This window comes from Pedobacter sp. MC2016-05, from assembly GCF_026239735.1.
Taxonomy (GTDB): Bacteria; Bacteroidota; Bacteroidia; order Sphingobacteriales; family Sphingobacteriaceae; genus Pedobacter.
Genome location: NZ_JAPIVT010000003.1, coordinates 443,475 through 454,930, shown reverse-complemented (window position 1 = coordinate 454,930; position 11,456 = coordinate 443,475). Strand labels below are relative to the sequence as shown.

Annotated in this window: 13 protein-coding genes and 1 pseudogene; 2 read left to right on the top strand and 12 right to left on the bottom strand. The window is 38.0% G+C overall.

Annotation, left to right across the window (positions count from 1 at the left end; all coding sequences use genetic code 11):
* Positions 1-374: 374 nt before the first annotated feature.
* The 4 genes from rny to pheT form a co-directional block, all read right to left on the bottom strand.
* A complete protein-coding gene (gene rny / locus OQZ33_RS07265; protein ID WP_056849484.1) occupies positions 375-1,946 on the bottom strand; it encodes a ribonuclease Y in 1,572 nt (523 codons plus the stop codon).
* Between the two features lie 297 nt (positions 1,947-2,243).
* Positions 2,244-2,534 (bottom strand): cell division protein ZapA, encoded by a 291-nt coding sequence (locus OQZ33_RS07260; RefSeq protein WP_056849483.1) that lies wholly within the window; start codon positions 2,532-2,534, stop codon positions 2,244-2,246.
* 33 nt (positions 2,535-2,567) lie between these two features.
* Entirely contained in the window at positions 2,568-2,858 is a 291-nt protein-coding gene (locus tag OQZ33_RS07255) for a hypothetical protein (RefSeq protein WP_056849482.1), read from the bottom strand.
* Positions 2,859-2,889: 31 nt separating this feature from the next.
* A complete protein-coding gene (pheT, locus tag OQZ33_RS07250) occupies positions 2,890-5,289 on the bottom strand; it encodes a phenylalanine--tRNA ligase subunit beta (RefSeq protein WP_265798383.1) in 2,400 nt (799 codons plus the stop codon).
* 252 nt (positions 5,290-5,541) lie between these two features.
* On the opposite strand from pheT, the gene OQZ33_RS24270 reads away from it, so the two are divergent.
* Positions 5,542-5,664 (top strand): nucleotidyltransferase domain-containing protein, encoded by a 123-nt coding sequence (locus OQZ33_RS24270; protein WP_265798382.1) that lies wholly within the window; start codon positions 5,542-5,544, stop codon positions 5,662-5,664.
* Positions 5,665-5,960: 296 nt separating this feature from the next.
* Positions 5,961-6,083, top strand: coding sequence for a DUF86 domain-containing protein (locus tag OQZ33_RS24265; RefSeq protein ID WP_323670572.1), 123 nt, complete (start codon positions 5,961-5,963; stop codon positions 6,081-6,083).
* Between the two features lie 7 nt (positions 6,084-6,090).
* Here the strand turns inward: OQZ33_RS24265 and OQZ33_RS07240 are convergent, their stop codons facing one another.
* The 8 genes and pseudogenes from OQZ33_RS07240 to rpsT all read right to left on the bottom strand — a co-directional run bounded on the left by OQZ33_RS07240 (position 6,091) and on the right by rpsT (position 11,306).
* Positions 6,091-6,285 (bottom strand): hypothetical protein, encoded by a 195-nt coding sequence (locus tag OQZ33_RS07240; protein WP_265798381.1) that lies wholly within the window; start codon positions 6,283-6,285, stop codon positions 6,091-6,093.
* A 3-nt stretch (positions 6,286-6,288) separates the two neighbouring features.
* Positions 6,289-6,477: a hypothetical protein gene (locus OQZ33_RS07235; RefSeq protein ID WP_056849478.1), complete on the bottom strand. Its 189-nt coding sequence runs from the start codon at positions 6,475-6,477 to the stop codon at positions 6,289-6,291.
* Between the two features lies 1 nt (position 6,478).
* Positions 6,479-7,873: a radical SAM protein gene (locus OQZ33_RS07230; protein ID WP_265798380.1), complete on the bottom strand. Its 1,395-nt coding sequence runs from the start codon at positions 7,871-7,873 to the stop codon at positions 6,479-6,481.
* Positions 7,866-8,636 (bottom strand): prolipoprotein diacylglyceryl transferase, encoded by a 771-nt coding sequence (locus OQZ33_RS07225; protein WP_265798379.1) that lies wholly within the window; start codon positions 8,634-8,636, stop codon positions 7,866-7,868. The genes OQZ33_RS07230 and OQZ33_RS07225 overlap by 8 nt, the downstream gene beginning before the upstream one ends.
* Before the next feature lie 10 nt (positions 8,637-8,646).
* Positions 8,647-9,483, bottom strand: a complete 837-nt coding sequence (locus OQZ33_RS07220; RefSeq protein ID WP_265798378.1) for an endonuclease/exonuclease/phosphatase family protein — start codon at positions 9,481-9,483, stop codon at positions 8,647-8,649.
* A 796-nt stretch (positions 9,484-10,279) separates the two neighbouring features.
* Positions 10,280-10,594, bottom strand: a pseudogene (locus OQZ33_RS24195) (JAB domain-containing protein); the annotation flags it as partial.
* 18 nt (positions 10,595-10,612) lie between these two features.
* Positions 10,613-10,978 carry a UPF0758 domain-containing protein gene (locus OQZ33_RS24190; RefSeq protein ID WP_322975020.1) on the bottom strand — a complete coding sequence of 122 codons (366 nt, stop codon included), beginning with the start codon at positions 10,976-10,978 and terminating at the stop codon, positions 10,613-10,615.
* A 73-nt stretch (positions 10,979-11,051) separates the two neighbouring features.
* Positions 11,052-11,306 (bottom strand): 30S ribosomal protein S20, encoded by a 255-nt coding sequence (gene rpsT / locus OQZ33_RS07210; RefSeq protein WP_010603296.1) that lies wholly within the window; start codon positions 11,304-11,306, stop codon positions 11,052-11,054.
* Positions 11,307-11,456 lie beyond the last annotated feature (150 nt).

The following is an 11,456-nucleotide window of genomic DNA, read 5'->3' as shown; positions in this document are numbered from 1 at the left end:
ACCTTGACGAATCATTAATGTGCCGCTACCGATTTAGGTAATCTTTTAAATATTTTATTCAAAGCTAAACTAATTGTAAAATTCAATTAACCCCTAAATAAGATACTGATACAAATCTAAAGGACGATATAAAAGACAATTCATCAAATAAGATCTGCGTTAATCTTCTTAATCTGCGGGAAACCTAAATAGATAATTGCATCGGGCTAAAAAAAACCCCCGCAGATCACGGTGATTTTCGCAGATTAAAAGAAGTTCAAATCGCCTATCACATGTCAACCCTAAAAACCAAAAAAGCGATAGAAAAATTCCATCGCTTAATTTATTAATGAGATTGCTTCGGCTTTAAAAACCTCGCAATGACGGATAGACGACTACTTCGCAAATGCTACCGAACGTGTTTCACGGATAACAGTAACTTTAATCTGCCCAGGATAAGTCATTTCCGTTTGAATACGGGTCGAGATATCTGCAGCTAATAATTCTGCCTGTGCATCTGTAATTCTTTCGCTTTCTACAATCACACGAAGTTCTCTACCTGCCTGGATGGCGAAAGTCTTCTCTACGCCAGGATAAGATAAAGCCAATTCTTCAAGATCTTTCAAACGTTTGATGTAACTTTCCACTACCTCTCTACGTGCACCCGGACGAGCACCTGAAATGGCATCGCAAGCCTGAACGATTGGAGAGATCATCGAAGTCATTTCTATCTCGTCGTGGTGGGCACCGATTGCATTGCAAATTTCTGGATGCTCTTTATATTTTTCGGCCAGTTGCATTCCTAAAATTGCGTGAGGCAATTCCGGGTTATCATCAGGCACTTTACCAATATCGTGTAATAAACCGGCACGTTTAGCCATCTTTGCGTTTAAGCCCAACTCAGCCGCCATTGTAGCACAGAAATTAGCCACTTCACGTGAGTGATGTAAAAGGTTTTGACCATAAGATGAACGGTAACGCATACGGCCAACCATTCTGATTAATTCAGGGTGCAAACCATGAATCCCTAAATCGATTACCGTACGCTCGCCAATCTCTACAATCTCATCTTCGATTTGCTTTTTGGTTTTCGCTACAATTTCTTCAATACGGGCAGGGTGAATACGACCATCAGTTACCAAACGGTGTAAAGCTAAACGGGCAATCTCTCTTCTTACCGGATCGAAACCAGATAAAATGATCGCTTCAGGAGTATCATCAACAATAATTTCAATACCAGTCGCAGCCTCTAAAGCACGGATATTTCTACCCTCTCTACCAATCACACGACCTTTAATCTCATCACTCTCGATATGGAAAATAGAAACCGAATTTTCAATCGCAGCTTCTGTAGCCGTACGTTGAATGGTTTGGATCACCACTTTTTTGGCTTCTTTGCTTGCAGTTAACTTTGCTTCATCAACAATATCTTTTACCTGCATCATCGCTTGCGTGCGGGCTTCTTGCTTTAAATTCTCTACTAATTGCGCTTTAGCTTCTTCAGCAGAAAGGCCAGCAATAGTTTCTAATTGTTTCAGGTGTTGATTTTTTAACACCTCAACTTCTTCTTGTTTTTTAACTGCGAGCTCAGTTTGCTTTTCTAAATTGGCTTTTTGCTTATCTAGTTCCTGCTCTTTTTTGTTGAAGTTTTCCATGCGCTGGTTTACCGATTGCTCTTTCTGCTTCATGGTATTCTCACGCTGATTGATTGAATTATTTTTGGCATTCACTTCTTGTTCATGCTCTGCTTTTAACTGCAAAAATTTCTCTTTTGCTTCTAAAAGTTTGTTCTTTTTTAAGATTTCTGCATTGTTCTCTGCATCCTTTAAAATCTTTTTCACCTTGTTTTGGGCTGCAATTTCCTGCCCTTTTAACAAGTTGCGCAGTAGGAACCTGCCTACCGCTATACCGATACCTAAGCCTGCTATTAAGGCAAATATGTATCCTAGAATTTCCGTTATCTCCATTTTGTTTTTTAAGTAAAAAAAAAAACCGCAACTAATTTTTTTAAAGTCTCATCATTTTAAACCTCAACTAAGCATATTGGGATTTAAGCCATTTTCAGGTGCATAAAGCAGATGAAATACGCCCTCTTAACCCCATAGATATTGAAGTGTTAAGTTTTATAAATTTGAAACTCAAAAAACTAGCCGCGGCTATGTTTTTATGCTAATTAGAGCGACGCCATCCTGAATTTATTCCAGGAACTTAATTGTTAAGACTTTGAAACAAGTTCAAAGTGACAAATCGCCAAAGAACGAACCTTATTTTGTAAAAAAACCGTTGAGTAAAATATCCAACTCTTCAACTTTATCAGCAACGGCAGTATCCTGGTTTTGCACTTTATTTTCCGTTCTTAATACAGCGGTTGCATAATGCAAAACTGCCATAGAAAGAAGATCCTGCTTATCTCTAACCGCATAATTATCTTGATAATCTTTTATGCGCTCATTGATCATTTTAGCTGCCCGTCTCACAATTTCTTCCTCTTCTGTATTCACTTTAAGTGGGTAAATACGGTCGGAAATGGTTATTTTAATCGAGATTTCTCCCATTTGTTAGCTTAGTTTCTGATTTCTTCGCATCATTTATTTTTTAAGTAATGCGATACTTTTATCAATCTCCCGCACAAAATCGTTAATTTTTTGTTTAATGTCAAGCGACTTTTCACTTGTACCCTCAATACTTTTGGCCAATTTAGTAACCCTTAATTTTTCTTCAAGTTCTACATTTTTGGCTTTCGAAGTATCAAGCGCCACTTTTAACGATTGATTTTCAAGCTTTAATAAATCATTTTCTTCTTGTAATGCATTACATAACTCAATTAATCGAGCTGTTTTTTGTAATACCTTATCTAATTGATCTGCAACAGAAGTCATGAATTTATTTCTAAAAATACGAATTTATATTTTATTTCCTAATTTCTGCACCCGCTTGCTGGGTTAAATTCGCGATTAATTTTTGCATAGTATTTTCGATCTGCTTATCAGTCAGGGTTTGCTCTTCATCCTGCAAAATGAAATTCAACGCATAAGATTTTTTCCCTTCTGGCAACTTATCCCCCACGTAAACATCAAAAACACCTACTTCTTTAATTAACTTTTTATCCGTTTTAAAGGCAATCCCTTTTAAGGTATCAAAAGTTACGGCCTGGTCAATCAGCAACGATAAATCTCTTCGCACCTGCGGATACTTCGAAACCTCTTTATTGATGATCTTGTTTTTCCTTACAATGTCCAGTATCCCTGCCCAATCAAAATCAGCGTAAAAAACCTCCGCATTCACATCTGCAACTTTACGATCGGCCTTGCTTGCTGCCCCAAAACTAACCAGCGTTTTATCTCCACGGAAATATTTAATTCCATATGCGAAGTTTTCATCATTTAAAACATCCGTTTGATAACTGGAAATCCCTAAACGGCTGATAATCGCATCTACAGCCGACTTCAAATTATAAAAACCTACAGATTTGGAGTTTTGATTCCATTGCTCACTTTGTTTTGCGCCAGATATTAGTAATAACAACCGCGGGCGCTCTACATATTGTTCGTTAATTAAATGATAGGTTTTACCAAATTCATAAAATTTAACATCAGCATTTTTACGGTTTTGATTATGAGCTACACTTTCCAGTGCTGGCATTAACATGCTTTGGCGCATTACATTCAAATCGCTGCTTAGCGGGTTTAAAATAAAAACCGCTTCATCAAGATTTTTAGAGTAAGTCGACTTTGTTAGCGAATTACACATAATTTCAGCGTAACCGTTGGCACTTAATAAATCTGCAACAGTGTTATGTGTGTTTTCTTTCTCTGGCTTTAAGCTGTAAGATAAAGAAGCATTTACTTTTGAAGGAATAGCAATATTATTATAGCCATAAATGCGTAAAACCTCTTCGGTAATATCACATTCGCGAGTTACATCTACTTTGAAAGATGGCACTCTCAAAGCCAGAGTATCATCAGACGTGCTAGTTGCGGTAATTCCTAAAGCGGTAATGATATGCTTGATCTCTGCAGATGGAATATTTGCCCCAATGAGCTTATTGATGTTGTTATAACTCACTTCAAACTCGAAGGGACGAATGTGATTAGGATAAATATCAGAAACGGAAGATGAAATTTCGCCACCAGCCAATTCTGTAATCAATAAGGCCGCGTATTTCAACGCTGTAACCGTAATTTCCGGATCAGTACCCCGCTCGTAACGGAAAGACGCATCAGTTTTTAAGCCATGTCTTTTTGCCGTTTTACGTACCGAAACCGAATTGAAATAAGCGCTTTCTAAGAAGATGTTTTTTGTTTGGGTATCAACACCTGAAGTTTTGCCCCCAAAAACACCGGCAATACACATCGGTGCGTCGGCATTGCAAATCATCAAATCATCAGCACTTAATTTGCGCTCTACATCATCAAGGGTTACAAAAGGCGTTCCTTCAGCAACTTTTTTAACGATTACTTTTCCGCCGGCAATTTTATCGGCATCGAAAGCATGTAGAGGCTGCCCTAAGCCATGTAACACGTAGTTGGTAATATCTACCACATTATTAATTGGGCGAAGACCAATTACTTTCAATTTATCTTTTAACCAATCTGGAGATTCGGTAACCGTAACACCAGAAATGGTTAGGCTACTGTAACGCGGACAAGCAGTAGCATCTTCCACTTCAACAGGAATAACCAGATTTTCATTATCAACTTCAAACGCCGACAGATCCGGCATTTCATATTCGCTTCTGAAATAAGCAGCTAAATCTCTCGCAACGCCTAAATGTGAGGCTGCATCTGCCCGATTTGGCGTTAACCCGATCTCGAAAACGAAATCATCATCCATTTTGAAATGGTCTTTAGCACGAATACCGATTTTGGTATCCTCAGCCAAAATCATAATTCCATCGTGAGATTTGCCTAAACCGATTTCATCTTCCGCACAAATCATTCCCTGCGAAACCTCGCCCCTGATTTTCGATTCCTTAATTTTAAATGGCTCACCCTCCAGAGGATAAACGGTTGTTCCAATGGTAGCAACCACAACTTTCTGCCCGGCGCCCACATTTGGCGCACCACAAACAATTTGAAGATTTTCTTTGCCGCCCACATTTACCGTAGTTACACGTAAACGATCGGCGTTAGGATGTTGCACACAGGTTAAAACCTCGCCAATAACCAAACCCTCAAGTCCGCCAACAACAGGCTGAACCTGATCTACACTTTCTACCTCTAAACCTACATTAGTTAAGATTAAGGAAAGTTCTGCCGGCGTTTTGTCTGTTTTAACAAATTGTTTTAACCAGTTATATGATATTTTCATTTATTGAGCTTTGAGATTCCAGACAAGAGGTTTTAGACATACGATGTCTAAAACAGTTGTTCAAGAATTATAAAACGCAAAGATAATATTTAAAGATGAAACGTTTTAGAAATTGAAAAACATTGAATGATTAATAATTTTATTTATTAAGACTATATTTGTTTATGAGCACCACTGTTTATAACAAAGCAACTCTTTTTTAATCAACTTCAGAAAAACGCAGAGAAAATAAAGTCTTTCGGAGTAGAAAAGTTGGGTGTATTTGGCTCTTTTACTACCGATCGAATTACTGAAGATAGCGATATCGATTTTCTTGTGGAATTTGATCCCTCCAAAAAAGCTTTGATAATTTTATTGAGCTGTCTTTCTACCTAGAGGATTTATTGAATCGCAAAGTCGAATTGGTAACACCACAATCATTGAGTAAACATAGTGGTCCTTATATTTTACAACAGACTCAATATGTTAGCATCTAATCGTGAGTTGATTAAACACATTTTAGATGAAATGGACTTCATTCTTAAGCAAACAAGCTACAAAGGTAAAGAAGTGTAATTTCAGATTATGTTCTTTCAAGAGCTTTGATCAGGAGTTTAAAAATTAAAGGAGAAGCTAATTCTAAATTAGAGGACGATTTTCGTGCGTTATACCCTCAAATTGAATAGAGAAAAATTATTAATACAAGAAATAAGCTTATTCACGATTATTTTGGAGTAGATTATGATATCGTTTGGGATATTATCATCAATAAGCTACCAAACCTCAAACGTTCGTTAACAGATTCCATCGGTTGAGGTTAGTCTACCGCCCGATGCTTAAATTGGATAAAATGATGGCACAAGCTCCGGCGCCGATCACGATCATAATTACCGATATAATAATCAGCATTAATCCTGGCTTTACGGGTTGGTTTCTGGAGGATCTGATGATCACCTGAACTAAACCTACGATAAACAATACCGCCACCGCAAGCCAGTAAAAAATAATTAGCCCCATTGCTTATCCGTTAGCGAGTAACACCGCACAAGCGCCGCCACCAATTACAACCAGTATAATCGACGCGATTAACATTTGAACACCCAACTTTGTAGGTTCGTTGTTAGATGATTTTACAATGATGGTGATGATCCCGCCGATAAACAGTCCGACAATGGCGAGGCCATAAAGAAATAAGAGGATGATGATCATATCAATTCATATTTAGTTTTTCTCTAATAGTGTCGATCTTATGATCACGATAAAAAATGTTCATCGTTTCAAAAGGCACCATCTTATATTTATCACTAACAATGTGAACGCAAGATTTCTTCACAGCTCTTACATCAAAGTCAAGCGGATCCATAAAATTCATGATGATGATGCGGAACAGATTATCGTAACTTAAATTATCCGATTTCACCCTCGGTAAACAACACATCAATTCTCCAAAAGTATCTTCTGCAGAATCTACAGAAACACCGGTACTAAATAAATTTAACATGTGCTCCTTCAACTTTTCGTCATGCTCAAAAACGATAGTGTTTTTGGAGTTGTTCAGTAAATCTTCAGGGTTGATTAAATGTGTCATCGGGATCACTTCGTCGCCAATTTTGAGCGCATAAGCCATACAAAGCGCATCTGGATTGCAAGGAACCGGAATCAAATCTTGCGGAGTAAAAGTAGGATATTGTTCATATATCTTCCTTCGAACCTCCGTTAACGTAATTCTTCCCTTTTGGTCATTGTAATCATCATTCCTCCCGGCAACCTGGGTAGGCTGAAAAGTCACCCCACGAACGCAACGCTGTTTAAGTGCGTACTCCAAAATAGCTCCAATTTCGTGATCGTTCAGGCCATTTTGTAAAGTGACCACCAAAGTTGTCGATACATTAAATTGATTTAAATGGTCTATCGCTTTCTTCCTTACTTCGGTTAAATCTTCTCCCCTTAATCTGGTTAACACCTCCGAACTAAAACTATCAAACTGTAAATAGATTTCGAAATCGGGCATATATGAAGCCAGTTTTTCTACGAAGGAAATATCTTTAGCTATCCGGATTCCATTGGTATTAACCATTAAATGTTTAATGGGCTTTGTTTTCGCCAGATCCAATATTTTAAAAAACTCTGGATGCACGGTGGGCTCGCCACCAGAAAGCTGAACCACATCTGGCTCTCCTTCATTTGCAACCACCACATCCATCATTCGTTCAATTTCTTCTAGTGTACGGTGACGACCATAATGTGGCGACGACATGGCGTAACACGTTGGGCAGGCCAGGTTACAACGATCGGTTACTTCGAGAACGGTTAAACAGGAATGCTGCTCGTGATCGGTACATAAACCACAATCGTACGGACAACCGTAATGTACCTTCGTATTAAACTTCAGCGGCATTTCCGATTGTTTGTTGTAATTTCTAATTTGTTTATAATACTCCACATCATCAGCAATCATTACTTTACTATCGCCATGCGTTTTACAATTTTTAAGCATGAAGACTTTCGCGTCCTGAAAAACAATTTTCGCATCGCAAAGCATCAGGCATTCCGGACAAAGACTCTTGGTATAATCGTAATAAATATAATCCCTGGTGTTAGCCATATTGAACGTTTTTAGTAAAAACTGATTTTGATATTCTGATGATGAATTTATAATAATAAGCAAAAATCAGCAAAGCAGACCAATGAATGCTGCTTAAATTTAGGAATAATGAATGATACGGCTTGATAAATTCGATGAGAAATCTGAATAAAAAATAGAACACCATGTATAATTTAAAACGATCTCCATTGATCAGATTCTTATTTTTTAGTGCGTTAAAGAAAAATAAAAGGACTATCAAATAAAACATTTCATAGAGCATAATCGGATGTCTCTTTATCCCATCGCCCAAATCCATTCCAGTAAATAATTGGGTAGCGATACCAAAAGTCGGCTCATCTATTCCCATTGAAAAACAACCGATTCTACCGATGAATAATGCGATTATAATCGGCAAAACATAAATGTCTCCCGAAGCAATATGAACGCCGATGATTTTTTTAATAAGCTCTACTCCGAACAAACCTCCAAGCAAGCCGCCAATAATGGTTTTGCTTTGATAAAGAATGGAAAAATTGAGCTGTGCTAATAGCGCCGGAGTTTCTAAAACTGCCACCACCCTCGAGCCGATCAAAGCACCCACCATCGCTCCAAGCATGATCCATAACCTGTTTTCATCAGAAATGGGATCAACAATCCCCTTCTTTAAATAATAATATACCCGAACACCTACAATGAAGGCCAGGGTTTCAAACAGATAATGATAATGATATTGATTACCAAAAAGTTCGAACTGAAAAGGAAAGGGGGAGTTAGATTTCAATAGCTTTCAGTTAGAACCATAATCTTGCAAACACTGGTAAATGATCAGATGGATATCTTTTATCTTTACTGTCAGACAGTACAGCGAATTTTTGAACTTTAAAACCTTTGTTTACAAAGATATAGTCGATTCTATTTTTCAAATCGCTGTTAAAATCAAAAGCGTTGAACGTCCCATTCGGACCATACGCAGGCTCTATACTTACTTCTTTTGCATCAGTTAAAAAAGATTTTATAGTGGCAATAGCTTCGGTTTCTGGAGTAACATTTAAATCGCCTGTAAAAACAACCGGCAAAGCAGGGGCAATTTCCTGTATCTTCCGTTTTAACAGCTTGGCAGATTCAATTCTCGCCTTCACACCAATGTGATCGTAATGGGTATTAAATACCAGAAATTCTTCTTTGTTGATTCTATCGTAAAGCCTTACCCAGCTACATACCCGATTTAATGCGGCATCCCAACCTTTCGATGGCACATCTGGTGTTTCTGAAAGCCAGAAAGTCCCTCCGTCTTTTTTGGTAAAGCGATCTTTATCGTAATATAACGCAGAAAATTCTCCCTTGCGTTTTCCATCCTCTCTCCCCACACCAACTACATGAAAATTAGAGTTTTCAAGCAAGGCATCAAATTGTTCAGGCAAAGCCTCTTGTACGCAAAGGATATCAGCATCGTGGAATTTTACCAGCGCTTTCACATTTTCCTTACGGTTAGGCCAGGCATTTACACCGTCGGAAGCGACATTCAAACGAATGTTATAGGTAATAATGTTGATTGGCGCTCCTTTCTTTTGGGCAAAGGTTACAACAGAAATAAGTATTAAACAGAATAAGGTTTTAAAGAATTTCATAAGATGGGTTATTTTTTCAATTTGCCAATATTACTAATTTAGTGTTAATTCAGTTTTAAGTAGTCAAATTGTTATAAATATCCTGGCTGAGATTAATCGATGCATTCATCTTCTTGAACACAAAACATTACCAAGGGCGTCATCTCGACCGGAGTGCAACGAAGCGGAGAGATCCTTGAACCTCGTTGTAGCTTTGTTCTACTTTAAAAGATATCTTCGCTACGGCCGAAATGACGACGCCCTACAATAGTTCGCTTGCTATAGCCCCCTGCTTCCGGCATAGGAGATGATGGAAGAAAAAAACCTCTATCCGCCTATCGGCACCTGTCACCTCATTGCTATAGCCGCCCCGCTTGCTGGCATAGGATATGATAGAAGGTTATACCGTTGAAACTTGTGCACGAACTTTCAGTTATCAAGCACAAGGCAACGCGTTCTGTTCCGACGAAGGGTCGGAACAGAACGCGTTGCCGCAATGATAGTTTCAACGAGGATAGCCGACATCAGATCCACATGTTTCGATTCATCGGGAAGCCTTGACTTTATTAATAGTTTATTTTTGTCTTTTAAATGTATTAATGGGCTCGCCGAATGGCTCGGTTTAGTTACCTTTTTTGTCAAGAAAAAGGTAAGAGGCCGCCGCCGATGAGGCGAAAGAGAACAACTGAAAATAGATCCTTCGACTACGCTCAGGATGACACACACTTTTGGCTGAAACTTTCTAAAACATCCCCGCATACTCGAGGATGACGGATTTGGCACCTAGTTTTCCGGCATAGCAGCTGATGGGAAAATCCTAAATCAAATCCTCATCTTTATAACTATAATAATAATCGTTCGCAAAAATCAAGTGATCAACCACATATAGCCCTAGCATAGCTCCAGATGCGACAACATTTCTGGTAAGTTTATTATCGCTTTCACTAGGTTTTAAATTTCCCGATGGATGATAATGCGCCAGAACTATATAGGCAGCATTATTTTCAATGGCTACTTTAAAAATAATTTTTGGGTCGGCTACCGTTCCAGCTTGCCCGCCTTTGCTAATTAAATGTTTGCCAATAATGTGATTAGATCTGTTTAGCAATAAAACCCAAAATTCTTCATGGTTAAGATCAGCAAAGGTGTGTTAAAGGTATTTATGGACATCGCTGGATGCGGTAATTTGGGTAAGCTGCTCTTGCTGTGTTTCCCTTCTTCGCAAACAAAGTTCCAAAGCGGCCACTATCGAAATTGCTTTCGCCTCCCCTATGCCTTTAAACTTCGAAAGATCTTGGATAGATGCTTTTCCAAGTTTGGTCAGGTTGTTATCGTAGAAGGCTAAAATTCGTTTACTTAAATCTACAGCTGTTTCATTTCTGTTGCCCGATCCCATTAAAATTGCGATCAGTTCGGCATCGGTTAAATGCCTGCGACCATGCTGTAAAAGCTTCTCTCTTGGCCGATCTTCTTCAGCCCATAATTTGATTCCTAACTTTTGATCGTATTCATCCATAATTTTTTACGCAAAAAAACATCCCAACTTTTGGTTGGGATGCCTTTTACTAATATCGTAAAAAAAACTTAGCTTATGCTAAACCGTTAACGAATTTCGTTAATTTCGATTTGTTGTTAGCTGCTTTGTTTTTGTGAATGATGTTCTTTTTAGCTAAACGATCTAACATAGAGATCACTTTAGGCAATAAATCTGAAGCAGATTTTTTATCTTCTGCAGCACGTAATCTCTTGATGAAAGTACGGGTAGTTTTTGCCTGATATCTGTTACGTAAACGTTTTGTAGCGTTTGCTCTAATTCTTTTTAATGAAGATTTATGATTTGCCATTTCTATTTAGCCTTTTATTTTTTCTTAATCGTTTCCTATAATTCGGGTTGCAAATATAGAGTTTATGTTTTTAAATTACAAAACAATTTAACTTTTTTATCCACATACATTGCAACACATTTTCCAACAGCAAAAATACATTAAATTTAT

What these genes read in the sequence shown, in the direction of transcription:
- rny (WP_056849484.1), bottom strand. Translation starts at nt 1,946, where the DNA reads ATGGAGATAACGGAAATTCTAGGATACATATTTGCCTTAATAGCAGGC.
- OQZ33_RS07260 (WP_056849483.1), bottom strand. Translation starts at nt 2,534, where the DNA reads ATGGGAGAAATCTCGATTAAAATAACCATTTCCGACCGTATTTACCCA.
- OQZ33_RS07255 (WP_056849482.1), bottom strand. Translation starts at nt 2,858, where the DNA reads ATGACTTCTGTTGCAGATCAATTAGATAAGGTATTACAAAAAACAGCT.
- pheT (WP_265798383.1), bottom strand. Translation starts at nt 5,289, where the DNA reads ATGAAAATATCATATAACTGGTTAAAACAATTTGTTAAAACAGACAAA.
- OQZ33_RS07240 (WP_265798381.1), bottom strand. Translation starts at nt 6,285, where the DNA reads ATGGGGCTAATTATTTTTTACTGGCTTGCGGTGGCGGTATTGTTTATC.
- OQZ33_RS07235 (WP_056849478.1), bottom strand. Translation starts at nt 6,477, where the DNA reads ATGATCATCATCCTCTTATTTCTTTATGGCCTCGCCATTGTCGGACTG.
- OQZ33_RS07230 (WP_265798380.1), bottom strand. Translation starts at nt 7,873, where the DNA reads ATGGCTAACACCAGGGATTATATTTATTACGATTATACCAAGAGTCTT.
- OQZ33_RS07220 (WP_265798378.1), bottom strand. Translation starts at nt 9,483, where the DNA reads ATGAAATTCTTTAAAACCTTATTCTGTTTAATACTTATTTCTGTTGTA.
- OQZ33_RS24190 (WP_322975020.1), bottom strand. Translation starts at nt 10,978, where the DNA reads ATGGATGAATACGATCAAAAGTTAGGAATCAAATTATGGGCTGAAGAA.
- rpsT (WP_010603296.1), bottom strand. Translation starts at nt 11,306, where the DNA reads ATGGCAAATCATAAATCTTCATTAAAAAGAATTAGAGCAAACGCTACA.